24 protein-coding genes are annotated in these 26437 nt (G+C 62.4%); 15 read left to right on the top strand and 9 right to left on the bottom strand.

Going from position 1 to position 26437, the window contains the following annotated elements; translation table 11 throughout:
• Positions 1–2 precede the first annotated feature (2 nt).
• The 3 genes from H4I92_RS15290 (at position 3) to H4I92_RS15280 (ending at position 5139) form a co-directional block, all read left to right on the top strand.
• Positions 3–2048 carry an acetyl/propionyl/methylcrotonyl-CoA carboxylase subunit alpha gene (locus tag H4I92_RS15290; RefSeq protein WP_077531391.1) on the top strand — a complete coding sequence of 682 codons (2046 nt, stop codon included), beginning with the start codon at positions 3–5 and terminating at the stop codon, positions 2046–2048.
• Positions 2045–2935: a hydroxymethylglutaryl-CoA lyase gene (locus H4I92_RS15285; protein ID WP_077531390.1), complete on the top strand. Its 891-nt coding sequence runs from the start codon at positions 2045–2047 to the stop codon at positions 2933–2935. Before H4I92_RS15290 ends, H4I92_RS15285 begins: the two co-directional genes overlap by 4 nt.
• 230 nt (positions 2936–3165) lie before the next feature.
• Complete coding sequence (locus H4I92_RS15280) at positions 3166–5139, top strand: acetoacetate--CoA ligase (RefSeq protein WP_077531389.1); 1974 nt, start codon at positions 3166–3168, stop codon at positions 5137–5139.
• Between the two features lie 3 nt (positions 5140–5142).
• Here H4I92_RS15280 and H4I92_RS15275 read toward each other — a convergent pair whose 3' ends face one another.
• Complete coding sequence (locus tag H4I92_RS15275) at positions 5143–6708, bottom strand: cation:proton antiporter family protein (RefSeq protein WP_077531388.1); 1566 nt, start codon at positions 6706–6708, stop codon at positions 5143–5145.
• Positions 6709–6809: 101 nt separating this feature from the next.
• On the opposite strand from H4I92_RS15275, the gene H4I92_RS15270 reads away from it, so the two are divergent.
• Positions 6810–8423, top strand: a complete 1614-nt coding sequence (locus H4I92_RS15270) for a cation:proton antiporter (protein WP_077531387.1) — start codon at positions 6810–6812, stop codon at positions 8421–8423.
• A gap of 13 nt (positions 8424–8436) precedes the next feature.
• Here H4I92_RS15270 and H4I92_RS15265 read toward each other — a convergent pair whose 3' ends face one another.
• The 3 genes from H4I92_RS15265 to H4I92_RS15255 form a co-directional block, all read right to left on the bottom strand.
• On the bottom strand, positions 8437–8871 hold the full coding sequence (locus H4I92_RS15265; protein ID WP_077531386.1) for an ion channel: 435 nt from the start codon (positions 8869–8871) through the stop codon (positions 8437–8439).
• An 84-nt stretch (positions 8872–8955) separates the two neighbouring features.
• The gene (locus H4I92_RS15260; RefSeq protein WP_077531385.1) at positions 8956–9897 is read right to left on the bottom strand and encodes an electron transfer flavoprotein subunit alpha/FixB family protein; all 942 of its coding nucleotides are present in this window, start codon (positions 9895–9897) and stop codon (positions 8956–8958) included.
• Positions 9898–10647: an electron transfer flavoprotein subunit beta/FixA family protein gene (locus tag H4I92_RS15255; protein WP_077531384.1), complete on the bottom strand. Its 750-nt coding sequence runs from the start codon at positions 10645–10647 to the stop codon at positions 9898–9900. It abuts the gene before it with no gap.
• Positions 10648–10871: 224 nt separating this feature from the next.
• Between H4I92_RS15255 and H4I92_RS15250 the strand changes: the two genes are divergently transcribed.
• Entirely contained in the window at positions 10872–12527 is a 1656-nt protein-coding gene (locus H4I92_RS15250) for an electron transfer flavoprotein-ubiquinone oxidoreductase (RefSeq protein WP_077531383.1), read from the top strand.
• 90 nt (positions 12528–12617) lie between these two features.
• Here H4I92_RS15250 and H4I92_RS15245 read toward each other — a convergent pair whose 3' ends face one another.
• Together H4I92_RS15245 and H4I92_RS15240 are read right to left on the bottom strand one after the other, a co-directional pair.
• Positions 12618–13073: an FKBP-type peptidyl-prolyl cis-trans isomerase gene (locus H4I92_RS15245; RefSeq protein WP_077531382.1), complete on the bottom strand. Its 456-nt coding sequence runs from the start codon at positions 13071–13073 to the stop codon at positions 12618–12620.
• A gap of 178 nt (positions 13074–13251) precedes the next feature.
• On the bottom strand, positions 13252–13833 hold the full coding sequence (locus tag H4I92_RS15240) for a DUF1285 domain-containing protein (RefSeq protein ID WP_077531381.1): 582 nt from the start codon (positions 13831–13833) through the stop codon (positions 13252–13254).
• A gap of 95 nt (positions 13834–13928) precedes the next feature.
• Between H4I92_RS15240 and H4I92_RS15235 the strand changes: the two genes are divergently transcribed.
• Positions 13929–15098 (top strand): aminotransferase class V-fold PLP-dependent enzyme, encoded by a 1170-nt coding sequence (locus tag H4I92_RS15235; protein ID WP_077531380.1) that lies wholly within the window; start codon positions 13929–13931, stop codon positions 15096–15098.
• Here the strand turns inward: H4I92_RS15235 and H4I92_RS15230 are convergent, their stop codons facing one another.
• The 3 genes from H4I92_RS15230 to H4I92_RS15220 are packed head-to-tail and all read right to left on the bottom strand — an operon-like array spanning position 15099 to position 17840.
• Positions 15099–16139 carry an NAD(P)H-dependent glycerol-3-phosphate dehydrogenase gene (locus H4I92_RS15230; protein WP_077531379.1) on the bottom strand — a complete coding sequence of 347 codons (1041 nt, stop codon included), beginning with the start codon at positions 16137–16139 and terminating at the stop codon, positions 15099–15101.
• 32 nt (positions 16140–16171) lie between these two features.
• Entirely contained in the window at positions 16172–16660 is a 489-nt protein-coding gene (locus H4I92_RS15225; protein WP_077531800.1) for an STAS domain-containing protein, read from the bottom strand.
• On the bottom strand, positions 16653–17840 hold the full coding sequence (locus tag H4I92_RS15220) for a PP2C family protein-serine/threonine phosphatase (protein ID WP_077531378.1): 1188 nt from the start codon (positions 17838–17840) through the stop codon (positions 16653–16655). The genes H4I92_RS15225 and H4I92_RS15220 overlap by 8 nt, the downstream gene beginning before the upstream one ends.
• A 114-nt stretch (positions 17841–17954) precedes the next feature.
• Here H4I92_RS15220 and H4I92_RS15215 point away from each other — a divergent pair, with 114 nt between their 5' ends.
• The 9 genes from H4I92_RS15215 (at position 17955) to H4I92_RS15175 (ending at position 26419) form a co-directional block, all read left to right on the top strand.
• Entirely contained in the window at positions 17955–19421 is a 1467-nt protein-coding gene (locus tag H4I92_RS15215; RefSeq protein ID WP_077531377.1) for an HD domain-containing protein, read from the top strand.
• Between the two features lie 140 nt (positions 19422–19561).
• The gene (locus H4I92_RS15210; RefSeq protein WP_077531376.1) at positions 19562–20527 is read left to right on the top strand and encodes an acyl-CoA desaturase; all 966 of its coding nucleotides are present in this window, start codon (positions 19562–19564) and stop codon (positions 20525–20527) included.
• Positions 20511–20942 (top strand): nuclear transport factor 2 family protein, encoded by a 432-nt coding sequence (locus H4I92_RS15205; protein WP_179105731.1) that lies wholly within the window; start codon positions 20511–20513, stop codon positions 20940–20942. The genes H4I92_RS15210 and H4I92_RS15205 overlap by 17 nt, the downstream gene beginning before the upstream one ends.
• Positions 20939–21733 carry an SDR family NAD(P)-dependent oxidoreductase gene (locus tag H4I92_RS15200; protein ID WP_077531374.1) on the top strand — a complete coding sequence of 265 codons (795 nt, stop codon included), beginning with the start codon at positions 20939–20941 and terminating at the stop codon, positions 21731–21733. The genes H4I92_RS15205 and H4I92_RS15200 overlap by 4 nt, the downstream gene beginning before the upstream one ends.
• Before the next feature lie 8 nt (positions 21734–21741).
• Entirely contained in the window at positions 21742–23007 is a 1266-nt protein-coding gene (locus H4I92_RS15195; RefSeq protein WP_077531373.1) for an NAD(P)/FAD-dependent oxidoreductase, read from the top strand.
• Positions 23004–23885 (top strand): DUF1365 domain-containing protein, encoded by an 882-nt coding sequence (locus H4I92_RS15190; protein ID WP_077531372.1) that lies wholly within the window; start codon positions 23004–23006, stop codon positions 23883–23885. Before H4I92_RS15195 ends, H4I92_RS15190 begins: the two co-directional genes overlap by 4 nt.
• On the top strand, positions 23873–25153 hold the full coding sequence (locus H4I92_RS15185) for an SAM-dependent methyltransferase (RefSeq protein ID WP_077531371.1): 1281 nt from the start codon (positions 23873–23875) through the stop codon (positions 25151–25153). The genes H4I92_RS15190 and H4I92_RS15185 overlap by 13 nt, the downstream gene beginning before the upstream one ends.
• A 2-nt stretch (positions 25154–25155) precedes the next feature.
• On the top strand, positions 25156–25692 hold the full coding sequence (locus H4I92_RS15180) for a DUF2878 domain-containing protein (RefSeq protein WP_077531370.1): 537 nt from the start codon (positions 25156–25158) through the stop codon (positions 25690–25692).
• Positions 25676–26419: a hypothetical protein gene (locus H4I92_RS15175; RefSeq protein ID WP_077531369.1), complete on the top strand. Its 744-nt coding sequence runs from the start codon at positions 25676–25678 to the stop codon at positions 26417–26419. Before H4I92_RS15180 ends, H4I92_RS15175 begins: the two co-directional genes overlap by 17 nt.
• Positions 26420–26437: the final 18 nt, after the last annotated feature.

Below are 26437 nucleotides of genomic sequence, written 5' to 3'. Positions count from 1 at the left end.
CCATGGATAATCACACCCTGCTGATCGCCAACCGGGGCGAAATTGCCGGCCGAATCATCCGCACGGCGCGTCGCATGGGCCTGCGCACCGTGGCCGTCTATTCCGAGGCGGATACGGACGCCCCCTTCGTGCACGCTGCCGACCAGGCTGTCCCCATCGGCCCCGCCTCCGCCCGGGAATCCTACCTGGCCCCGGAACGCATTCTTCAGGCCGCCCGGGAGACCGGTGCCGACCTGATCCACCCCGGCTATGGCTTCCTCTCCGAGAGCACAGAGCTGGCCCGTCGCTGCGAAGCCGAAGGCATCCGGTTCGTGGGCCCGGGCGCCGACGCCATTGCCGCCATGGGCGACAAGACCGCTGCCAAGCGCCTGATGGAGGAAGCCGGCGTGCCCCTGGTCCCCGGCTACCACGGCGACGACCAGAGCCTGGACCACCTGGAGTCCGAGGCCCGGCGCATCGGCTTCCCGATCCTGATCAAGGCCAGCGCCGGCGGGGGCGGCAAGGGCATGCGCGTGGTGCGCGAAGCCAGTGAGTTGCGAGACGCCCTTGATGGCGTCAAGCGCGAAGCCAGCGCCGCCTTCGGTAACGACCAGGTACTGCTGGAACGCTTCGTGGATGAACCCCGCCATGTGGAAGTCCAGGTCCTGTTCGACCATCACGGCAATGGCCGCCACCTGTTCGACCGCGACTGCTCCATACAGCGCCGCCACCAGAAGATCCTCGAGGAAGCCCCGGCCCCCGGTCTCACAGAGGCCACCCGCGAGGCCATGGCCGACGCCGCCCTGCGCTGCGCCCACGCCATCGGCTACCGTAACGCTGGCACCGTGGAATTCCTGCTGGGCCCGGACGGCAACTTCTACTTCATGGAAATGAACACCCGCCTGCAGGTGGAACACCCGGTCACCGAGGCGATCACCGGCCTGCAGGTGGAACACCCGGTCACCGAGGCGATCACCGGCCTCGACCTGGTGGAATGGCAGATCCGGGTGGCCCTGGACGAGCCTCTGCCCTGGCCCCAGGAAGCGCTGACGATCAATGGCCATGCCGTGGAGGCGCGCGTTTACGCCGAGGACCCGGATCACGGCTTCCTGCCAACCAGCGGCCGTATCCAGTACCTGGCCGAGCCCGAAGGAATGGCGGGCGTGCGTATCGACTCCGGCATCGCCACGGGACTGACCGTCTCCAACCACTACGATCCCATGCTCGCCAAGGTCATCGCCCACGCCGCCACTCGGGTCGAGGCCATCAACCGCCTTCGCGAGGCGCTGACCCACTACCACCTGGGCGGCTTCGCCACCAACGTCGGCTACCTGTGCCGGATCCTGCGCCATGATGCGTTCATCAACAGCGATCTACAGACGCATTTTGTGGAAGAACATGAAACGCATCTCGCGACACCGGCTGTTGATGAAGACAGCACTCTGGCGCTGGGACTGCTCGGCTGGCTCTGGTTCCGGCAGTCGGAAGCAGCCTCAACGGACCCCTGGGATGCCCTCACCGGCTGGCGTTTGGTCGGCGAGCCCTGGCAGCGTGCTGAAATCCATCACGCCGAGCGCCACACCCTCGAATACGCCCTGAAGCCATCCATCAGCGGTTGGCAGAAAGCCCGGTTGCGCGGTCTGAACACACCCCTGACCCTGCACTGGCAACGCCACGGCCACCAGGGCACGGTGCGGATCGAATCCCCGGGGCAGGCTCGCCGGGAAGTCACCCTCACCGCCATAAGCCGTCCCCCGGCCGACGTCACCCTCTTCGCCAGCGGTGAATCCTGGACGGTGCGCGTCAACCACCCCGAAATGGACCTGGCCGAGGCCGATACCGGCAACCTCACAGCCCCCATGCACGGCCGCGTTGTCGCCCTGCACTGCGCCGCCGGCGACCGCGCCACCAGGGGCCAGCCGCTGGTGGTGATGGAAGCCATGAAGATGGAACACACCATCACCGCCCCGGCCGACGGCACCGTAACGGAACTCTACTGCAGCGAGGGCGACAGCCTGGGCTCCGGCCAGACGCTGCTCGCCTTCGAACCGGACGGAGAGACCCCATGAGCGACCACGCCGAAATCGTCGAAGTCGGCCTGCGCGACGGCCTCCAGAACGAAGCCACCCCCGTGGATGCCACCACCCGCGCTCGCTGGTTCAACGCCCTGGCCGATGCCGGCCTCAACCGCATCGAAGCCGGCAGTTTTGTCTCGCCCAAATGGGTGCCCCAGATGGCCGACACCGACCAGGTCATCACCGGGATCCATCGCCGTTCCGGCCTCTCCATCGAGACCCTGGTCCCCAACCAGAAAGGTCTCGACACCGCCCTGGCCGCCAACGTCCACCGCATCGCCGTCTTCACCGCCGCCTCGGATGCGTTCGCGCAGAAGAACATCAACTGCAGCGTCGCCGAAAGCCTCGAGCGCTTCGCCCCCCTGATCCAGGCCGCCAAAGACGCCGGCCTCGCGGTACGCGGCTACATCTCCACCGTCGTCGCCTGCCCCTACGCTGGCCCCATCGCCCCTGGCGCCGTCGCCGACGTCACCGAACGCCTCCTCGAACTCGGATGCGACGACATCTCCCTCGGCGACACCATCGGCGTCGCGCGCCCGAAGGAAATCAACGCCGTCCTCGACGCCGTACTGCCCCTGGTTCCCGCGGCGCGCCTCGCCCTGCACTGCCACGACACCTACGGCCAGGCCCTCGCCAACATCCTCCAGGGCCTCAACCGCGGCATCCGGACCTTCGACAGCGCCGTCGCCGGCCTCGGCGGCTGCCCCTACGCCAAAGGCGCCACCGGCAACCTCGCCACCGAGGACCTCATCTACCTCCTCGAAGGCCAGGGCCTGACCACCGGCGTCGATCTCAACAGCGTCTGCCAGATCGGCAACGACATCTGCCAGACACTCAACCGACGTACCCCCTCGAAAGTCGCGCAGGCCATGCAATGTTAAGCTGAGAACAAACCGGCTCCGGCTTTCGCCTGCTCCACCAGGGCGCCATGAGGGGCGGAGCGGGGGAACGCTTTCAGGGAGGCTCGATGGCCAGGACGGCCATCGCGCCAGCGTCCATGGATGGACTCGTAGCGGTCCCTGAAAGCGTTCCCCCGCTTCGACCCAGGCAGCAAACCCCAAGGCTCGAGACAAAACCAGAACCCCCGAACACCAAAAGGGATCCAAACAAAATGACAGACCACCCCATCTGGACCCCGACAGACAACCGCATCCAGACCGCCCGAATCACCCACTACCACAACTGGCTCCAGACCCAGGACCACCACCCGGGCGACACCTGGCAAAGCCTCCACCAATGGAGCACCGACAACCCCGCCGCCTTCTGGGAAAGCATCTGGCAGTACTTCGACGTCCGCGGCCAGTACCAGGCCCGCCGCGTCCTCGAGAACGGCGACCGGATGCCCGGCGCCACCTGGTTCGGCGGCGCCTACCTCAACTTCGCCGAAAACCTCCTGCGCGGCGAACCCGACCGCGTTGCCCTGATCGAACAGCGCGAGGATGGCCGCGGCCGCCAGCTCACCTACGGCGAACTGCGCGAAGCCAGCGCGCGCCTGGCCGGCGCCCTCCAGGAACACGGCATCGGCAAGGGCGACCGCGTCGCCGCTTTCATCACCAACGGCCTCGAAGCCGTCATCGGCATGCTCGCCACCGCCCGCCTGGGCGCCGTCTGGTCCTCCTGCTCACCGGACTTCGGCTTCCAGGGCGTGCTTGAACGCTTCGGCCAGATCCAGCCCAGGGCGCTGATCGCCGTCAACGGCTACCAGTACAACGGCAAGCCCATCGACACCCGGGAACGCGTCCAACAGCTCGCCAGCGCTCTCCCCGAGCTGGCCCTGGAGGTCCGCATCAACAACCAGCCGGATTACCCCTGGGAGCCGGCCGAATCCGCCATGGACTGGGCCGAAGCGCTCCAGAGCGAGCCTGCCGCCGGCTTCACCCCGGTAGCCTTCAATGATCCCCTCTATATTCTCTATTCCTCAGGCACCACAGGGGCCCCCAAGTGCATTATCCACGGTGTTGGCGGCACTTTGCTCCAGCACCTCAAGGAACTGGGGCTGCACACCGATGTAGGCCAGGACGACGTGGTCTTCTACTACACCACCACCGGCTGGATGATGTGGAACTGGCTGGTCAGCACCCTGGCGCTGGGCGCCACCGCCGTACTGTACGACGGCTCCCCCATGGCGCCCACGACGGACGTGCTCTGGAACCTCGCCGAGGAACACGGCATTACGATCTTCGGGGCCAGCGCCAAATACTATGCTGCCTGCGAGAAAAACGGGCTCAAGCCCCGTGAGACTCATGGCCTGGATCCGCTGAAAGCACTCCTTTCAACAGGCAGCCCCCTGGCCCACGAGAGCTTCGATTACATCTACAGGGACGTAAAACCGGACGTCTGCCTCTCCTCGATCTCTGGTGGCACCGACATCGTATCCTGCTTTGCCCTGGGCAACCCGACGCTGCCGGTCTATCGCGGGGAACTCCAGTGCCTGGGGCTGGGCATGGACGTCGCCATCTATAACGAATCCGGCGAAGCGGTCACGGAGGAGAAAGGCGAACTGGTCTGCCGCGCGCCCTTCCCCTCCATGCCTGTCGGTTTCTGGAACGACCCGGACGGGGAGCGCTTCCAAAAGGCCTATTTCAGCCGCTTCGCCAACACCTGGGCCCATGGCGATTTCGGTGAAATCCGCGAGCATCCAGCCACCGACACAACCCCGGCCCAGCAGGGCGTGATCATCCACGGCCGGGCCGACGCCGTTCTCAATCCCGGTGGCGTACGCATCGGCACCGCCGAGATCTACCGGCAGGTGGAGAAACTGGATGAGGTGCTGGAATCCATCGCCGTGGGCCAGCAATGGGGTGACGACCAGCGCGTGGTGCTGTTCGTGCGCCTGCGCGAGGATACTGAGCTATCGGGGGCACTTGCCGAGCGCATCCGCACGACCCTGCGGGAAAACACCACGCCCCGGCATGTGCCGGCCCGGATTGTCCAGGTCCCGGACATTCCCCGCACGCTGAGCGGCAAGATCGTGGAGCTGGCTGTGCGGCAGGTTATCCATGGCGAGACCGTGCGCAACCGGGAAGCCCTGGCCAACCCGGAAGCACTCACCTATTTCGAGGGGCTCCCGGCGTTGCAGGAGTAGCCTTCAGGTGGCCGCGCGAGGCGCCAGATCCAGCGCCTCGCGGGTCTTGTCGGCGATGCCGATGCCGGCACCCGCCATGGCCTGATAGGTCTCACTTACTCCGGCACGCCGCAGCGGGTCCGCCTCATCATCATGGAACGCATTGGCCACGATCGGCCCATCGAAGCCCATTTTCCGCAGATTCCGCGCCGCGATCAGCTTTCCTTCCAGGTGCGGCATGGCCAGGATCACGGCCCTCAATCCCGTGAAATCAAGGCCCTGCCAGAGCTCAATGTCCTCGGCGTCGGCGTAGACCACATTCCGACCCTTGCTGCGCTGCTTCTCAACCTTGTCCGGGTCCGCGTCCATCCCGACGACGGTTAATCCAGCCCGGTCCACCGACGCGAAAGCCGCCTGGCCGGTTCGACCCATGCCCACGACCAGGATTTCCGCGACCCCGATGGAGACCGGCTGCTCATCGGGATGGTAGCTCTTCCGCTCGTACCGCCTGAGCCGGGATTCAAGCCGGTCAAACAGCGGATGGGCAATCCGGTTCAGGGGCGCCGCGATCAGGAAGGACACGGCCACCGTGATCGCCAGCGGCACCAGCCATTCCTCCAGCACACCGGCAGCCACGATCAGGCCGAACTCGCTGTAGCTGGTCAGGCTGAGCGCGCCGAGGAAGGCGTTCCGCGCCCGAAGGCGGAACAGTATAAGAAACGCGAAGAACAGCAACCCCTTGAGCGGCATGATCACCGCCATGCCCAGCGCGAAGACCAGCGCCTGGGTATCCGGAAGGCCGGACATGCCGATCTGCAGGAAGAACCCAACGAGCAGGATCTCCTTGAGTCCCCAGAGCGAGTGGGAAAGCTCCTGGGCCCGTGGATGATTGGCCAGCAGAACCCCCATGGCAAGGGCGCCGACTTCCGGGCTGAGGCCCACCACCTCAAAGCCGTAACCCCCGACAGCAACCGCCAGGACCACGCCCATCAGCACAAGCAGTTCCTCGTGGCCGGCCACGTCCATAAGCCAGTGCATCGCCGGCCGCAGCAGCGGCAACAGCAGCACTACCGGCGCCCAGATCGAGGGCGTCTTCCCGCCGGCAACACTGAGCACCACCAGCGCGATCAGGTCCTGGAGAATGAGAATACCGATGGCTACGCGCCCGTGAAAGGACCTCAGCTCCCCCTTGGCCTCCAGGACCTTGGCGGCCAGAACGGTGCTGGAAAACGCCAGTGCCGTGGCCAGGAGAGCCGCATTCGCCAGTCCGATATCCAGGAAGAACAGCACGCCCGCCCCGAAGATGCTGACACTGAGCGCGAAATGAAGCAGGGCGCCACCGATCACGGCCGGCTCAACAAGGTTCCTGAGCTTGAGCTTCAACCCCACCGTGAAAAGCAGGAGAAGCACACCCAGGTGCGCCACATGATCCAGGAATGGCCCCGCCTGGGGTGGCAGGCCAAATGCCGGGCCCCAGACATTGAGGGCGAATCCGGCAGCGAGAAATCCAACAAGGGGCGGCAGACCGACCTGGCGGACCAGGAGCCCGAAAACGAACGCAAACGAAAGAGAGACAACTTCGATTAACATTGACTACGCTGTGCCCTGATTATCACGGACGCGGGGTCCGGGTACCGCATTGAAAAACGGGATTGTAGCATTGATGGCCGGACCATAGCGGAGACTGTTGCATGGAAATCTACCAGGAATTCACGTTACTGCTGTTGATCGCCGTGGCGGTGGGCTACGTTTCCATGCTGCTGCGCCAGCCCCTGCTTATTGCGTATCTGGCGGTCGGTATCATTGTGGGCCCAAGCGTACTGGGCATTGTCTCCGCTCACACCCAGATTGATCTCCTCGCCCACTGGGGGATCACCATTCTCCTGTTCGTCGTCGGTCTCAAACTGGATCTCAGGATCGTGCGTTCGCTGGGGCCTGTCGCATTGGCCACGGGCCTGGGGCAGCTTGCATTCACTATCCTGATCGGTTTCGGGCTCACCCTCCTGCTGGGATTTTCCCCGATTGATGCGCTCTATATTGCCATTGCCCTGACTTTTTCCAGCACCATCATCATCGTCAAGCTGCTTTCCGACAAAGGCGAGCTGGAATCCCTGCATGGCCGTATCGCCATGGGCTTCCTGATCGTCCAGGACATCGCGGTTGTGCTGGCCATGCTGGGCCTCAACCTCACCATCCCCACGGCGGATGACCGCCTCATCCCCCCACTTCAGGGCCTTGGCATCAGCCTGGTGTTCATGGCGGTCATCCTGCCGCTGCTGATGCGGTACGTCATTCCGGGGCTGATGCGCAGCCTGGCCCGCTCCGTGGAAATGCTGATGCTTTTCGCCATCGCATGGGGAACCATGCTTGCAGCCGGGGCGGATATCCTGGGGCTTTCAAAGGAAGTCGGGGCGTTCATTGCCGGTTTCTCTCTGGCCAATACGGCCGTCAAGGACGCGATCACAAGCCGGCTCACCAGCCTGCGGGACTTCCTGCTGCTGTTCTTTTTCATCTACATGGGCGAGCAGCTCAATCTGGGGCTTATTGGAGACAACCTGTTCCCTGCAATGGTCCTTTCCCTCTTCGTGCTGATCGGCAATCCCCTGATCGTCATGGCCATCATGGGGGGTATGGGATACCGCCGCCGAACCGGCTTCAAGGCCGGCCTGACCGTGGCCCAGATCAGCGAGTTCTCGATCATCTTCATAACCATGGGTCTGAGCCTCGGGCACATCGGCGACAACGTGCTCGGCGTGGTCACACTAGTCGGCATTGTGACCATCACGACCTCAACCTACATGATTCTGTACTCAGAACAGCTTTTTGATCGGGTCCGGGATTGGCTTGGCCCGTTTGAGCGCAGGGTGACCTACCGTGAGCTTGAAGCATACGCAGAGGGGCCGGCGGACCCAATCATCATCGTTGGTCTGGGACGCCTGGGGCGGCGTATCGCCATTCAGCTCATCGAACGTGGCGAACACGTCATTGGTGTGGATATTGATCCCGGGCGGGTCGAACGGGCCCAGGCCGAAGGGATCCATGCCGTCTTCGGGGACGCCGAGGATATTGAGTTCCTTTCCCATCTACCGGTCCACACCGCGAAGTGGGTTGTCAGTACCCTGCCCCGGCGGGACCTGAACGAAATTCTCATGCAGGGGCTGGCCCTGTTTGCAAGATCCGGACGCATTGCCATTGCCAGCTTCCGGGAAGACGATGAAATTCACTGGAAGCACAGGAATGTGGACCTGATTCTTCATCCATATTGTGAAGCCGCAGAGCAGGCAGTCGCGCAGATTACGCGCTGACAGCTCCCGCGGGTCAGCGCCAGGAACGCTGCATCTGAAGAAAGGTCACGGATGCGGACCAGGTAATAAGCATGAAGCCGATCAGCGCTTCCGTTCCGAAGATGAAGCGGATGGGGCCAACAGGGTAGACCTCGCCGTACCCCAGAGTGGTATAGGTCACGGCGGAAAAGTAGATGTAGTCCATGACCCCGGATACATGGCCGCCAGCTACAGACCCGGCCCCTTCAATCTGGGCCAGCGACCAGGAAATCACACCGAACAGCCAGATCTCGATGACATGGGCAACAAAAAGCCCCAGAACCATCAGGACCATGCCGGCGGATTGACGGACACTTGTGCCGTCAAAACGCCGCATGAGTGCCGTGGCGGCCATACAGTGCAGAATGACCGAGGCAATCAGCGCAACAAGTGTTGCAGCGACAACAATCCCGTGTGCCTGCGTCAGCATGAGTCCACTTTGGGCGGTTCATAAACAGAAAAGCCGCACCCCTGAGGGTACGGCTTCCATCCCAGCCTGATGCGGGCGCTCCCGTCAGACCACTTTCTTGAGCTCTTCCTCAAGCTGCGGTACTGCCTCGAACAGGTCCGCGACCAGGCCGTAGTCCGCCACCTGGAAGATGGGGGCGTCCTCGTCCTTGTTGATGGCCACGATGACCTTGGAGTCGCCCATGCCGGCCAGGTGCTGGATGGCACCGGAAATACCGACGGCGATGTAGAGGTTCGGGGCCACGATCTTGCCGGTCTGGCCGACCTGCATGTCGTTCGGCACGAAGCCGGCGTCGACGGCGGCACGGGACGCGCCGATGGCGGCGCCCAGAACGTCCGCGACAGACTCCAGCATTTTGAAGTTCTCGCCATTCTGCATGCCCCGGCCACCGGAGATGACTACGTCTGCGGCTGCCAGATCCGGACGATCGGATTCGGCCAGCTCTTCGCTGACGAACTCGGAAAGGCCTGCGTCGTGCGCTGAGTCCACGGATTCAACCGAAGCGGAACCGCCCTCAGCGGCAACCGGATCGAAGCTGGTGGTCCGGACGGTGATCACCTTGACGCTGTCGCTGGACTGCACCGTCGCAATGGCGTTACCGGCATAGATCGGACGAACGAAGGTGTCCTCGGACTGCACACCGATGATGTCGGAAACCTGCGCCACGTCCAGCATGGCGGCAACGCGCGGCATGGTGTCCTTGCCCACGGTGCCGGCGGAGGCCAGCAGGTGGCTGTAGCCCTTGCCCACTTCCGCGATCAGAAGGCTCAGGTTTTCGGCGAGGTCGTGCCCGTACGCGTCGTTGTCGGCTGTGAGGACCTTGTTCACACCGTCCGCCTTGGCGGCCTGCTCGGCAACACCGCCAATGTCCTTGCCGGCAACCAGAACGTCGATGTCGCCCCCGATCGCCTTGGCCGCTGCAATGACGCTCAGAGTGGAACCGGTCAGCTCACCCTTGTTGTGATCGGCAATAACCAGTGTACTCATTTAAATCACCTTCGCTTCGTTCTTCAGTTTGTCGACCAGCTCCTCAACGCTCTCGACCTTGATGCCGGGCTGACGCGGCTGCGGCTCTTCGACCTTCAGGGTCTTGAGACGGGGCGTCACGTCAATGCCCAGGTCGGCCGGGCTGACGGTTTCGAGCGGCTTCTTCTTGGCCTTCATGATGTTGGGGAGCGAAGCGTAGCGCGGTTCGTTCAGGCGCAGATCCGTGGTGACCACGGCCGGCAGTTTCAGGGAAACAGTCATCAGGCCGCCGTCGATCTCGCGCGTTACCTTGACCTTCTCACCTTCAACCTCAACCTCGGAGGCGAAGGTGCCCTGAGGCATGCCCGCCAGCTGGGCCAGCATTTGGCCGGTCTGGTTGTTGTCGGTGTCGATGGACTGCTTGCCCATGATCACCAGATTCGGTTCTTCCTTGTCCACGACGGCCTTGAGCATCTTGGCCGCATCCAGGGACTGGACGTCTTCGTCCGTCTCAACCTGAATGGCACGGTCCGCGCCCAGGGCCAGTGCGGTGCGCAGCTGCTCCTGGCTGACCTTCGGGCCAATGGTGACGGCGACAATTTCGGTGGCAACGCCTTTCTCTTTGAGACGGACCGCTTCCTCAACGGCGATCTCACAGAAGGGGTTCATTGCCATCTTGACGTTGGACAGGTCCACGCCGGTGTTGTCCGGCTTGACGCGAACCTTGACGTTGTAGTCAATCACTCGTTTTACAGCGACCAGAACCTTCATAGATTCCTCGTTTCCTGCCATGGGTTTAAAATGTTCATGCGGCGGGTATCCCCGGCAAAAGCGCCCTAATACTGACGACAAAACCACAGGGGGTCAATAGCTCCAGGGACGGTTTGCCATCGTTCAATGTCATTCAAACAAACGTTTGTTTGATTCCCATGATGATATATCCTGTGGCAACGTAAAGCCACAGATTGCCCATTGGAAATCCTGAGGAGACTATCGTGGAACGCGAATCGATGGAGTTTGACGTCCTGATCGTGGGGGCGGGCCCGGCGGGCCTTTCAGCGGCCTGCCGCATCCAGCAGCTGGCCAACGAGGCGGAGCAGGAACTGACCGTTTGCGTCGTGGAAAAGGGCTCGGAGGTCGGCGCCCACATCATCGCCGGCACGGTGTTCGAGCCCACGAGCCTCAATGAGCTGTTCCCGGACTGGAAGGAGCGCGGTGCGCCGCTGAACACCCCGGTCACCCGGGACGACATCTACTTCCTGCGCGGCGCCGACAGCGCCCGCAAGGCCCCCAACGCCTTCGTGCCGAAGAACATGCACAACCACGGCAACTACATCATCAGCCTGGCCAACCTGTGCCGCTGGCTGGGTGAGCAGGCCGAGCAGCTGGGCGTGGAGATCTATCCCGGCTTCCCGGCCGCCGAGGTGCTGTATGAGGACGGCGTGGTCAAGGGCATCCTCACCGGTGAGTTCGGTGTCGACAGCGAAGGCAACCAGAAAGACGGCTACATGCCGCCCATGGAGCTGCGGGCGAAGTACACCCTGTTCAGCGAGGGCTGCCGCGGCCACCTGGGCAAGGAGCTGCTGCAGCAGTTCAACCTGGACGAGGGCAAGGACCCGCAGCATTACGGCCTGGGCATCAAGGAGCTGTGGGACATTGCCCCCGAGAAACACGAGCCGGGACTGGTGGTGCACACCGCCGGCTGGCCGCTGTCCGAGAGCGGCTCCACCGGGGGTGGCTTCCTCTACCACCTGGAAAACGGCCAGGTCTATGTGGGGCTGATCACCGACCTGTCCTACTCGAACCCCTATGTCTCGCCGTTCGAGGAATTCCAGCGGATGAAGACCCATCCGACGATCAAGCAGCACCTGGAAGGCGGCAAGCGCGTGTCCTACGGCGCGCGGGCGATCACCAAGGGTGGCTACAACAGCCTGCCGAAGATGAGCTTCCCGGGCGGGCTGCTGCTGGGCTGCGACGCGGGCACGCTGAACTCGTCCAAGATCAAGGGCTCGCACACCGCCATGAAGTCCGGCATGCTTGGTGCCGAGACGGTGTTCGAGGCGATCCAGAAAGGCTCCGAGGGCGGGGATGACCTCACCCGCTTTACCGAAAAATTCGAGAACAGCTGGCTCTTCAAGGAGCTGTTCGCCGAGCGCAACTTCAGCCCGGCCATGCACAAGTTCGGCACCGTGATCGGTGGCGGCATCGCCTTCCTGGAGCAGAACATCCTGCACCGGCCACTGCCGATCACCTTCCACGACACCACGCCGGACTACGCCGCGCTCAAGCCGGCGGCCGAGTGTAAGAAGATCGACTACCCCAAGCCGGACAATAGCCTGACCTTCGACCGGCTGTCGTCGGCGTTCATGTCGAACACCAACCACGAAGAGGACCAGCCCTGCCACCTCAAGCTCAAGGACCCGGCGATCCCGATCCGGGACAACCTGCCCACCTACGACGAGCCGGCGCAGCGCTACTGCCCGGTGGGCGTGTACGAGGTGGTCGATGCCGAGGACGGCAGCGGTAAGAAGTTCCAGATCAACGCGCAGAACTGCATCCACTGCAAGACCTGCGACATCAAGGATCCGGCCCAGAACATCGAGTGGGTGGTTCCTGAAGGGGGCGGTGGCCCCAACTACCCCAACATGTAAGGGGCTGGAACGAAAAAAGGCGACCCGAGGGTCGCCTTTTTCATGTCCGGTGCACTGAAAACGCAGATGATTCAGTGCATGGCGGAAGATTCAGTGCACGTGGCCGTGCTCTTTCTCTTCGTCGGACGGCTCGCGCGTATCCACCACCTCAACATCGAAATGCAGACGCTGGCCTGCCAGCGGATGGTTCGCATCGATGGTCACAGTCTCGTCCTCAACAGATACAACGCGTACGATCTGCGGGCCTCCGGGCGTTTCCGCCTGGAACTGCATGCCGGGCTCTACTTTTTCAACGCCTTCAAACGCGGAACTCGGCACGGGCTGGACCAGATCTTCGCGGACTTCGCCGTAAGCGTTCTCCGGATCCAGGGATACCTGGGCTTCGTCACCCTGGGCCTTGTCGGTCAGTGCTTCTTCCAGGCCACTGATGATGTTCTGGGCCCCTTCCAGATAGCTGAGCGGCTCACGCTCGCGGGAAGAATCCAGAACCTCACCCTCGTCGTTCTTGAGGGTGTAGTGGATGCTGACGACACGGGATTCGGTCATGTTGACTCCTTGCGTATAGGACAGAAACGTCGTAATAACAATAGTGCGGTGGATCGAAAGTGTTGCTGAACAGCGGCCTGTACAGAGGGACTTACGACGATCCGGGACGCAAGGGTGCTGCTCAATACAGGCACCCATACTCCATGATAGAAAATAATGGCGGCTTTGAAAACCGTGATCAGCCGATACGGCCCAGGGAAAAGAAACTGCCCTGGCTGATCACCCCCACGTGGGTGGTGCCGTTGATTGTGCGCTCCTCGGCCAGATCCGTCAGATGGTAGAAAGTACTGCGTTCGATACGCGCCTGCAGTCCGCGGCGCACCATCACATAGGGCTGGGGCTCACCGCTTTTCTCATCCGTGCGGACGATCAGCGGGTGCGAGTCCCCTATCGGGAAACGGTCCTCCACATCCGTCTGCAGCCAGAGAACACGCGCATCGCCCTCGCCTTCCTGCTCCACGCTGTGCGCGACAAAGGGAGCATCCTCCACCTGGATCCGGTATTTCTCGTTCGGGGTCAGAAGATAGTAATAACCGTCTGATTCGCGGCGCATGATGGAGGCGAACAGCCTGCGCAGCGCCAGCCGTTCGATTTCACGCCCCTGGTAGAACCAGCGGCCGTTGCGGTTGATGAAAAGCTCAAGGTCGTCCGTGAACGGCGGATCCCACTGATCCACGGGCGGGCCCTGTCCGGTTGTATCGTACTGGGCGACGTGTTCGAATTGTCGAGCCAGTTCCGCCTGGGAATCGGGGTCCCCCATCCTGCAGCCCTCCGGCGCAATCGGTGTGTGGAACAGCTTCTGATACTAGCGGTGCGAGCCCGCCCCTTCAATGATGGACATGACGGAGACGGCGCATGACAGAGCGTTTTTCAGCCACACAGCTGCAGAGCGAATTCCCGCTTGAATCAGGGCTTGCCTACCTCAACCACGCTGCCGTGGCGCCATGGCCCCGGCGTGCCAGCGATGCCGTTGCCCGCTTCGCCCACGAGAACAGCCACCTGGGTGCCACCGACTACCCCCAGTGGCTCACCGTTGAGGACCAGCTCCGGCATAACCTGGCGCGGCTGATCAACGCGCCCTCCGCGCAGGACATCGCCCTGTGCAAGAATACCTCGGAGGCGCTTTCCATGGTCGCCGCCGGCCTGGACTGGCGTGAAGGCGATGAGATCATCATCACCAGCCAGGAGTTCCCCTCCAACCGGATTGTGTGGGAATCCCTTGCCGGGCGTGGCGTCAGCGTGCGGGTGGCGGACATTGATCGTGAGGATGTCACGCCGGAAGGGGCGATTGAAGACCTGATTACTGACAGAACCCGCCTGATGTCGGTCAGCTCTGTCCAGTATGGCACCGGACTGCGCCTCGACGCCGCCCACCTGGGCGCGCTCTGCGACAGCCACGGCATCCTTTTCTGCCTGGACGCCATTCAGAGTGCCGGCGCAGAGCCGCTGGACGTTCAGGCCGTCGGCGCCCATTTCGCCATGGCGGACGGTCACAAATGGATGCTGGGGCCCGAAGGCCTGGCGTTCTTCTATGTGGCTCCGGAATGGCGGGAGTCGCTGAAACTCTACGAATACGGCTGGCACATGGTGGCGGATCCGGGAAACTTCAGCCGGAAAGACTGGGCGCCGGCTCCCGATGCCCGACGCTTTGAATGCGGCAGCCCCAACCTTCTCGCCGCTCACGCCCTTGAGGCGAGCACGGAGCTGCTGCTTGAAGTGGGGCCTGATCAGGTCAGGGGCCTGATTGACCAGCGTGTAAGCCGCCTGGCGAGCGGCTTGGAAAGCATCAAGGGCGTCGCCCCCGTTACGCCCCGCGAACCACAGCACCGGCTGGGTATCTACACGGTGCAGATCCACGGGCTGGACAATCGCCATCTCTGTGACCGGCTGGCCCAGCAACGGGTTATCAGCGCCAGCCGGGGTGGCGGCATCCGGTTTTCGCCCCACTTCTATACGCCCTACGCCGCGCTGGAGCAGGCGCTTGATACGCTGGAGCGGCTTATCCAGCAGGTCCAGCAGGGCTGATCAGATGGCGGAGCCCTCACCCTGGCGGGGCAGAATAAATTCAACATCGCTGTTCTGTGTGGCATTCATCAGGGCCCCTACCACGTCCGTGATGGAAGCCCCTCGATACAAGATATGGTAGAGCCCCCGCACCAGCGGCATGTAGACGTCCAGTTCAATGGCCTTCTCGTGGACCAGTCCCAGGGTCCGGACGCCCTCGGCCACCTGACCGAGTTCCGTCACGGCCTCATCCAGAGTGCTGCCTTGCCCGACGGCGTAGCCGACCCGGTAGTTGCGGCTCAGGCTGGAGCTGCACGTCACAATCAGGTCCCCGACGCCGGCCAGCCCCAGGAACGTCATGGGGTTTGCGCCCATACTCACGGCAAAACGGCTCATTTCCGCCAGGCTGCGGGTGATCAGCATGGATTTGGTGTTCTCGCCCATACCCCTGGCATCGGCCAGGCCGGAAACCACGGCATAGATGTTCTTGAGCGCGCCGCCGAGCTCAACGCCGTACACATCCAGGTTGGCATAGATGCGGAAATAGGCATTCCCCAATGCCCGCTGCACGCGCTCCCGCAGCTCCCGGTCCTCGGAAGCGATCACGGAGGCCGTGATCTCATGCTGGACGAGCTCGCCGGCAAGGTTCGGCCCGCTCAGAACCCCCACCCGGGTGCCGGGCAGCTCCTCCTTCAGAACCTCACTCATCAGCCGGAAACCGTCACGCTCAATCCCCTTGGTGAGGCTGACTACCATCTGCTGCTCACGGAAATGCCCGGCAGCGCCACGGATCACGTCACGGAAGACCTTGCTGGGCAGCGCCACGAACACCAGATCAGCCTGTTCGATGGCCGCACCCATGTCGGTGGTGGGATCAACCAGCGAATCCAGCTCAAGCTCCGGGAAGTACTGGTGGTTGACGCGGGTCCTGCGGATCGCCTCCGCCTGTTCGGCGCTGCGCATCCAGAGTCGGACGGGATGCCCGTTTTCGGCCAGCACCTGGGCCATGGCAGTGCCGAAACTGCCACCACCCAACACAGTGGTCTGAATCGCGTTCTCCATGAAGCGGGCTTATTCGGTCTTTTCAGATGGGTTCAGGGGGCTTCGCATTCCAGGGCGCGCACCAGATTCTGGAACTGCTCCTGGTTATGATGGTTCATGCTCATCAGGGTCCGGTGCGCGTCCAGAACTTTGTCGCGTACTTCCTGTTCACTGGCGCGCATGAGCGGAATTTCCTCGAGTTCCTCGGGATCCCGCGCCGGTTCGCGCACAATCAGAAAGATGCGGTCGAAGCCCATGGAATGGATGATACGGGTGACATCGGGATTGGTGGTAATCAGCGTGGGAAGGAAGTGGCTGCGTTCCTCGGAGGCCATGGCGATCTTGGCCAGAAGCCCGAGTGTGGTGCTGTCAATCACTTCCGTCTCGGTGAGATCCACCACCACGGTCCGGAACTCGGGGTTCCCGAACATCTCGTCAATGATCTGATCCAGTGTCGAGCAAAGATTGAGACGTACCTCTCCGATGAACTTGAGTACGTAAATACCCCGCTCCTGAGCCTGCAGAATCTTGCAATCACTCATCAGCAGCACGCCCGTCGGTCACCGTCACTATGGCAATGTCATCGGGAAGTTCCTGCATTGCCGCGATCTGTAAGGACTCACTGAGTCTTTCGACAGTGTGACGCCCAGATTGCACGAGTTCAAGTAACCGTTTCTCCTTCTCGTCCAGGCTTGGGGCATCGATCACTTCAAGAATGCCATCTGAGAAAAGGATCAGCCGGAACCCGGGGTTGAGCCGCTCACTGTAATGGGCCCAGTCGGGCTCGTTGAACAACCCCACAGGAAGGCCGCTGCCCTCCAGGAAACGCGCACCACTCGCGTCCAGCAGGATTGGCATCGGGAAGTGGCCGCCCACGGAGTAGCGCAGCTCGCCGGCCTGGGTGTCGACCAGGCCCACAAAGAGGGTGACGTGCTTGCCTAGCCCGGTTTCGAGCAGCTCATGGTTGACCCTTTGCAGGAATCGCTCCGGGTCCAGGATGTCTTCACTGGAGCCGCGCCGCAGATTGCGCTGGAGCCGGTTGGTCAGGTTCTTGAGAAGGACTGTCACAAAGGCGCTGCTGGCGCCATGACCGGACACATCCGCGATATAGACCAGGCTCAGGTGCTCATCCAGCTTCATGTAGTCGAGAAAATCCCCGCTGAGATACAACGAGGGCTGGATGCAGTGTGTCATGTGCACCCCGGCCATTGACTGGTCCGGATCTGGAAGCATCTTCATCTGCACCTTGCGCCCGGCACTCTGGTCCGCGCGCAGCTCCGAGATCCCCTCGCGCAGGTTCAGGTTCTTGCGCTCCAGTTCCTCACGGTAGACCTCGTTGAGCCGGGCCACCCGTACCCGCTCAAAAAGCTTGGCTAGTGCGTCGTCCACGGCACTCTTGTCGTCCAGGGGTTTGAGCACCACTTCCGAAGCCCCTGCCCGCATGGCGGCAACCACCTCATCCGCTGTGCCGGCGCTGCTCAGCGCGATCAGGGGCACTTCGACCCCATCACCCATGGCCTCGCGCGCAAGATCGCTGATATGAGCTGGGGGCAGATCGGAGAAGATCAGGTCCGGCGGTGCCGTGATCAGGCTGGTAAGTCCTTCCGTTAGGGTCTCACAGGCGGTCACGTAATAACCACGGACCTGAAGATAGCGGCGCAGTTCGTCGCGGCTGCCGTCCTCCGGGTCAACGATGAGAATGTGTTCCGTGCGGGTGGCCATGGGCACCGCTCCCAGTGACAGCGAATATCCCGCCCGGCGCGGCGGTACGCGGGCGCGGCTGATGTGCTAGAGTCTGGCCTTGTTGCTTAACTTAGGCAAGCGGAAAACCCGATTATGCGAAGTGCCCTGGATGACCTGCTCGGTGCCTACGACAAGCTGATCATGGACCCGGTCCATGGTGGCATCCGCCTCCATCGTCATGAGGTGGAAGTGATCGATCACCGCCTTTTCCAGCGCCTGCGCAACATCTGCCAGAACGACATCCTGAGCCTGGTGTTCCCGGGCGCCACCCACTCGCGTTTCCTGCACAGTATTGGCGTGATGCATGTGGGCGACCGGATGTTCCGCGCCATGATGGACGCTTACCTGCGTGAACGCCAGCTCAGCCGGCATCCCGAGCTGACGTTCGAGCAGCTGGACGCCATCGATTACATGGCCAAGATCATCCGCCTGGCCTGCCTGCTCCACGACAGCGGTCACTCCAGCTTCTCGCACCAGTTCAACCAGGCCAACCGGATCCAGCAACTGATGCAGGCGCCCGGGCGCTTTGAACAGCTCTGGTCGGGCATCGACACAATCACTTTCTACCCCGAGTTGCCGGATGTGCTGGAGCACGAGCACTACTCGGTCCGCATTGCCTGGGAAGTGCTCTCGGATATGGACCTGCAGGCGCGCTTCGGGATCGAGATCCAGGACGTGCTCGGCGTCATGGAGACCACCGAACCGGCCCCCAGCGAACGCTTCCAGCACCACGCCCGTACCTTCTGGGCATTCATTGCCGGCCCGGATGCCCATGCCGGCGCCCTTGAGACCAGCGCGGTTCCCCGACTGGTGATGGACCTGCTGTCCTCGGTGGTCTCCGGCGAGATTGATGCCGACCGGGCCGACTACATGCTGCGTGATGGCTTCCATTCGTCGGTGACCATCGGCGGTTTCAACCTGGATCACCTGCTGAACAACCTGCGCTTCGGCTGGAGCCTGGAATCCCCCTGGCTGGGGCTGGCCGTCACCCAGAAAGGGCTGGGCGCGCTGGAGGACTTTGTCTATTCCCGCTACCAGATGTATCGCAAGGTCTATGCCCACAAGACGGCACTGGGCTTTGACTGGCTGCTGCGCGAAGCGATCAATGAGGTGATCGAGGACAGGGACGTGCTCGACTGGGTGGGTGACTGCCTGGGCGACATCCGCAACTTCGCGGAAGTCACGGACACCTTTTTCTGGGAGGCCTTCCGACGCAAGGCGCGCGCCAACCCGGCCAGCTGCTCACGCTGTGTGGTGGACCGGATCCGCCTGAAACACGTGGATACCCGGGAGGGCCTGGATCCGGAGGCCATTGATGCCCACCGGCATTATCTCTCCAGTGCCCTTGACGCCCCGGTCCAGGAGATTGTGACCTGCACCATGCATGCGCGCTTCTCCCATATCCGTGATCATTTCGACGGCATCCAGGTGCTTGCGCGCGACGCGGTGACCGGCAAGCGCCATCTGGAGCGCATCACGGACATGTCCACCTTTTTCCAGAAGTTCGCTGACAGCACCATCGTGCACTTCTACAGACTGCCCGAACCCCTCCGGGCGTGATTGATTCTCCCAATCCCCCCTATTGCCCCCACCCTGCACTGGCTGCGCTGATCCGCCCCTCCCCCATCGGCGTATTGGTCACTGTATGATGGTCGTATAAACGCAATAACGGTCACAGGCTTCCAACAGGTCGGAAAATCATGGCACAGGCACGCAATCTCCTTTACAGCTTCCTCAGGTGGTTCGACTCCGAAGCCGGCGCCGAACACATTGATGCCAGCAGCACCCGACTCAACTGGATTCGGATCATCCCCTTCATCGGCCTGCACTTGGCATGTCTGGGTGTGATCTGGGTCGGCGTGAGTCCTTTCGCAGTGTGGTTCGCCATCGGATTCTTCGTTCTGCGCATGTTCGCGATAACCGGCTTCTATCACCGTTACTTTGCTCACAAGACCTTCAGCACCAACCGATTCTGGCAGTTCATCTTCGCTGTGATCGGCTCCAGTGCCGTGCAGCGCGGGCCGCTGTGGTGGGCGGCCCATCACCGTCATCACCATCAGCATTCCGATACCGAGAAGGACCTTCACTCCCCTGAAAAGCAGGGTTTCTGGTGGTCCCACGTGGGCTGGTTCACCTGTGATGCGGCCTTCCTGACCGATTATCGACGGGTAGGTGACTGGGCCCGCTACCCCGAACTCAGGTTCCTGAACCGTTTTGACGCCATTGTTCCGCTGGTCTGCCTGGTCGGCATCTATGGGCTGGGCGAGGCGCTGGCCGCCTGGGCGCCCTCACTGGGCACCAACGGCCTGCAGCTCACGGTCTGGGGCTTCTTCATCTCAACTGTGGCGGTCTTCCACGGGACGGTGTCGATCAACTCCCTGGCCCATGTATGGGGCCGGAGGCGCTTTGAGACCTCCGATGACAGCCGCAACAATTTCTGGCTGGCCCTGCTGACCCTTGGCGAGGGCTGGCACAACAACCATCACCGCTGGCCAACCTCCGCACGCCAGGGGTTCCGCTGGTGGGAGATCGACATCACCTTCTACCTGCTCTGGCTGATGGAAAAAGCCGGCATCATCCATAACCTGAAGCCCATTCCCAAAGTGGTGTATGAAGAGACGCTGGAAAGGGATCGACAGAGGTATGGCCATGACGCTGAGCAGTAAACAGATAGCGCGTTTCCAGTCGCTGTTCAACGATACGCCGCCGGACATCAATACCCTGATGGAGGAGTGCTATCACGACCGCGTCCTGTTCCGGGATCCGCTGGTGGAGCGCCGGGGTACAGAACCACTGGCGAAGTATCTGCGCTCGGCCTATGTCAATGTGACCAGCTGCGAGTTTGATTTCGGGGAACCGGCATGGAATACCCACAGCGTCATGCTGCCCTGGAGTATGACCCTTGAACATCCGAAGCTGGCCCGTGGCCGCGCTTTCATCGTTGAGGGCGTGAGCCTTCTGCAGGGGCAGGATGATCTGATCGTCTTCCATCGTGACTATTATGACGCGGGCGAGCTTCTCTACGAGAACATCCCGGTCGTCGGCCGGATCATTCAGTGGATCAGGAGCAGAGCCGTATGAGTGCTGACGACAACACCACCAACCTGACGGTGTGGCTCACCGGCGCGACCTCCGGTATCGGGCTGGCGGTTCTGGCCGAGCTCGTCCACCAGGGGCACCGGGTGATCGCAACCGGACGCAACCGCGAGAGGCTCAATGAGATCGTGGCGGAATACGGTAACGCGGTCACCCCGCTGGCCGGTGACGTAACGAGCCCAGAGGACTGCCATTATTTCCGCGAACAGCTGCACGCTATGGCGCCCATTGACTGGGCCATCCTCAATGCGGGTACCTGTGAATACATGGATGTGTCGGATTTCGATGCGGAACTGGTCTCCCGGGTGGTCAACACCAATATTGTCGGCACGGCACGGGCCATTGAAGCCATCCTGCCTGTACTCCGGAACAACCAGACCCGGGAACACCGCCCCCTGCTGGCGGTTGTCGGTTCCTCCGCCTGGTGGTTCCCGTTCACCCGTGCGGAAGCCTACGGCGCCTCCAAGGCCGGCCTGGCCTACCTGACGGAATCCCTGCGCGCCGACCTGGCAGGAGAAGGGATCGACGTCTCGCTGATCTCACCGGGATTCGTGCGTACACCGCTGACCGACCAGAACGATTTCTCCATGCCCTTCCTTATGGAGGCGGAGGATGCGGCGCGCATTATGGTCCGGGATCTGACCCGTCACAGGCCGGACATCCATTTCCCCAAGCGTTTCACGCTGATGCTCAAGCTGCTGGCCTGCCTGCCGCGCTCATTGCGTGACCGCATGGCGGCGGCCATGGCCCGCAACGCCCAGGAATCGGACAGCTGACCACACCCATGACCGACCCGCAGCGAATTGCCGTCATCGGCAGTGGTATCTCTGGACTTGTCTGCGCCTGGCTGCTGAGCCGCCGGCACGAGGTTCACCTGTACGAGGCCGAGAGCCAGCTCGGCGGCCACACCAACACCGAGCACGTTGAAGCCGGTGGCCGCAGCTGGCCGGTGAACACCGGGTTCATCGTCTACAACGACTGGACCTACCCGGATTTTATCCGGATCATGGATCAACTGGGTGTTGCATCGGAAACCTCAAGCATGAGCTTCAGCGTGCACGGGGGCAGCAGGGGGCTCGAATACAACGGCACCAGCCTGGACGCCCTGTTCGCCCAGCGCCGCAACCTGGTGAATCCGCGGTTCCTGAGGATGGTTGCTGAGATCCTGCGCTTCAACCGCCTGACCCGGGACGATCTTGCCAACGACCGGATCGCGGAGACGGAGACGCTGGGCCATTATCTGCAGCGCCACGGGTTCTCGCGGTATTTCCGCCAGCATTACATCATTCCCATGGGGGCCGCGATCTGGTCCGCTTCCGAAAGCGACATGGACCGGTTTCCGGTGCGCTTCTTCCTCCGGTTCTTCAACAACCACGGCATGCTCTCCATCGCCGACAGGCCTGAATGGCGGGTCATCCAGGGCGGTTCCGAGTCCTATATCCCGGCAATGATCGCGCCCCTGGCGCAGCGCGTGTACACCAGTACGCCGGTCAACGCCGTCACCCGGGACGCCGAGGGGGTCACACTGACCTCGAAACGCGGCAATGAGCGCTTTGACCAGGTCATCATCGCCAGTCACGCCGATCAGGCACTGGGCATGCTCTCGGACCCCACAGAGGCGGAAAGCACAACCCTGGGCGCACTGCCCTACCAGCCCAATGACGTCGTCCTGCATACAGACTCCTCCGTGCTGCCGCGCAACCGCCGGGCCTGGGCCGCATGGAACTATCATCTGCCGGAATCGGCGGACGAGCCGGTTTCCGTCACCTACAACATGAACATCCTGCAGAATTTCCATGATGCCCCGGAAACCTTCTGCGTGACGCTGAACCGCACCCATGCCATTGATCCATCCCGGATCATCAAGCGGTTCAGCTATTCACACCCGCGATTCACCCTGGAGGGCGTGAGCGCCCAGAGCCACTATGAACGGATCGGTGGCCAGCATCGTACTCATTACTGTGGCGCCTATTGGTTCAACGGGTTCCACGAGGACGGCGTGCGCAGCGCCCTGCGCGTGTGTGAAGCACTGGGAGAAACACTGGAATGAGTGCTGGGGCCCTGAAGAGCGGCTTTCTCGAAGGCAGTATCCGCCATCGGCGCACGACGCCGGTGCGGCATGACTTTGAGTATCCCATGGGGATGTACGCTGTTCGCCTGGACGAATGGGACAGGCTGGATGGGCTGCACCGTGGCATCTCAACCACACGCCTGAATCGGGTCTGGTTCCGGCGCCGCGATTATTTCCAGCCCGGTAATGGCACACTGGATGAGGCCGTGCGCCGCCATGTTGAGGTTGCCACCGGCAGCCGCCCCAGCGGGCCAATCGAGCTGGTGACCCATCCCCGTTACTGGGGGTGGATCTTCAATCCGGTGAGCTTCTACTTCTGCTACGCCGAAGACGCGGACACCCACAGCAATCCGGTTCCCGAGGCCATACTGGCACAGATCACCAACACCCCCTGGCATCAGCATCACAGCTATGTGCTCTCGGGTGGTGGTGTCACCGAAACCGGCAACGGGTGGCGCAGCCGCCGGTACCGTTTTGCCAAGCAGTTCCATGTCTCGCCCTTCAACCCCATGGAACAGGATTACGAATGGCTTTTCGGGTTCCATCCTGAGGGGCTGCGTGTGCACATGACAGTGCGTGGCCATGAGGGTCGGGTCTTCGATGCCACACTGGCCACCAGCCGCCAGTCTCTGACCCCGGAGGTGGCCGCACGGGCGCTGCGGCGCTACCCGGCGGAGACCCTTAAGGCCAGTCTGGGCATCCATCTCAACGCCTTCCGGCTCTGGCGCAAGGGGGCAATTTTCCACGATCATCCCCAATGGGAGGGCGAGTCCGCCAACAACCTTGAACCAGCGCTGGGTGTGCCAGCCAATGCATCATCGGATCAGTTTGGAACGGTAACATCATGGAAAACCTGAAAATTTCAACTCCCCGCTCATCCCTGGCGCCCGTTGATTACTGGGCACGCGCCCTGGTCACAGCGACGCTGCGCAACCTGGAACAGGGTCAGCTGTGCGTCGTCGAAGGCGAGCGTGAAACCTGGTTTGGCCGCGACGACGGCGTACACCATCCGGTACAGCTGACCGTACACGACGCATCCGCCTGGCGGGACATGGTCTCCGGTGGCAGCATCGGCGCCGCCGAGGCCTACGTGGCAGGGGACTGGGATTCTCCCGACCTGGCGGGTCTGCTGCGGTTCTTCGCTCGCAACAACGACCGCATGAACGGGTTCGAGGACCGTGTCTCCTGGGTAACCCGGCCCGCGCGGCGCTCCCTGCACTGGCTCAACCGCAACACCCGCACCGGCGCGCGCAAGAACATCGAGGCGCACTACGATCTCGGCAACGACCTGTTCGAACGCTTTCTTGACCCGACCATGATGTACTCCGCCGCCATCTTCCCCTCGGCGGAGAGCACCCTGGAGGAAGCCTCGCGCTACAAGCTGGACCGGATCTGCCAGAAGCTGGACCTGCGGCCGGAGGACCAGGTGGTGGAAATCGGCACCGGCTGGGGTGGTTTCGCCTTGCATGCGGCGTACCACTACGGCTGCCATGTGACCACAACCACGATCTCCGCCCAGCAGTATGAGTTGGCCCGGGAACAGATCGCGGCACAGGGCCTGGAAGACCGCATCACCCTGCTCTACGAGGATTACCGGAACCTCGCCGGCACCTACGACAAACTCGTCTCCATTGAAATGATCGAGGCGGTGGGGCCGCAGTTTCTCGGCGAATACATGGAAAAGCTCAGCGCCCTGCTCAAGCCGGACGGTCTTGCCCTGATCCAGGCGATCACCCTGCCCGATCAGCGCTACGAGCGCGCCCTGAAGAACGTGGACTTCATCCAGCGCTACATATTCCCGGGCAGCTTCATCCCATCGCTGGGCGCCATACTGGGCGCAGTACGGGACCACTCGGACCTGGTCTTCAGCCATGCAGAGGACATTGGCCTGCATTACGCCCGTACCCTCGCCTGCTGGCGGGAACGCTTTGAAGCGAACCGTGACGCCATCCGCGGCCTCGGGTACTCTGACGCCTTCATCCGCCTGTGGCGGTATTATTTCGCCTATTGCGAAGCCGGATTCGCGGAGCGGCGCATCGGCAACATCCAGCTGCTGATGGGCAAGCCGGAAAACCGTCGCTCCTGCATCGTGGCCGCCGGCGACCTCACCGATGGGAGAACCTGATCATGCGCAGTCTTGCGAACTTCATCCTCTTCCAGCTTGGATGGTTCGTGGCCGTGCTCTACCCGGGCCAACTGGCCGCGCTTGCCGGCGTGACGATAGTAGCAGCGCATCTGATGTTCATCAGCGCCTTCCCACAGCGCGAATTCCGCTTCATCCTCATGGCCACCGTGCTTGGCAGCGTACTGGACGTACTGCACCAGAACCTCGGCATCCTCAGCTTCCCCGGCCACGAAGGCGCCTATGCCAGCGGCATGATCCCGGCCTGGCTGGTCATGCTCTGGGCGGTTTTTGCCACGGCCGTGAATCACTGCCTGTACTGGATGCGCCATTACCGGCTGGTGCTGTTCGGCCTACCGCCCTTCGCGGGCGCGCTCGCCTACGCGGCGGCTGAACGCGTTGGCACCATCGAGATCGGCTACGGCCTCTGGGGCATCGTTGCCATAGGCATCGGCTGGGGGCTGATCTATCCGGTCCTGGTGCGCATCAGCCAGTGGCTGGAATCCATTGAGGAGGCACCACTCCATGAACAACGCTGGTAACCGCCTGCTGGCCGGAGTCCTTCTGGCCGGCCTTGCAACCATGGCCACGGCGGAGCAGGAAGTCCGATTCAGCGGCAGCGCCGAATCGCTGGACTCCGGCGAAATCGTCTACACCGAACATCACCGCCAGACCGGCGAATGCCGTGACGGATTCTGGGCGCCCCGGGAACATGAGGTGACCTACCGCAGTCCGGAAGGAGAAACCATCGCTGAAAAGACCCTGGACTATGGCGATACCCCCTCGCGCCCGAGTTTCACTCTGGAGGACCAGCGCTTCGGTGAACGCATGCAGGTGAACAATCCGGACGACGGACCAGTGCGGATCCGTTACCGCGCCAGTAACGGAGACAAATCCAGCTACCGGATCAAGGCCCCAGATAACGGCGTGATCGACGCCGGCTTTGAGGTCATGGTGCGCCAGAACTGGGAAACCCTGGTGGAGGATGGCGACACTGTCCGCATTGAATTCCTGGTGCCCACTCGGGGCGAGTTCTACGCGTTCAAAGCCGAACCGGCGGAAATGGAACCACTGGAAGGCAAGCATGTGTTCCGCATCAGCGTGGCGGGTTGGGTCTCCAGCTGGTTCGTGGACCCCCTTCACCTGGCTTTTAACGATGAACGCCAGCTTACTGATTTCCATGGTCTTACCAATATCCTGAAGAATCCCGAGGACAACCACCGGGCTCATATCCGCTATGACCATGAGAGCGCGCCCGGCTGCCGCTGAGCCCCTGCACCTGTGGCC

This window comes from Vreelandella halophila, from assembly GCF_019903425.1.
Classification (GTDB): domain Bacteria; phylum Pseudomonadota; class Gammaproteobacteria; order Pseudomonadales; family Oleiphilaceae; genus Halospina; species Halospina halophila.
This window is presented reverse-complemented; position numbering and strand designations above follow the sequence as displayed.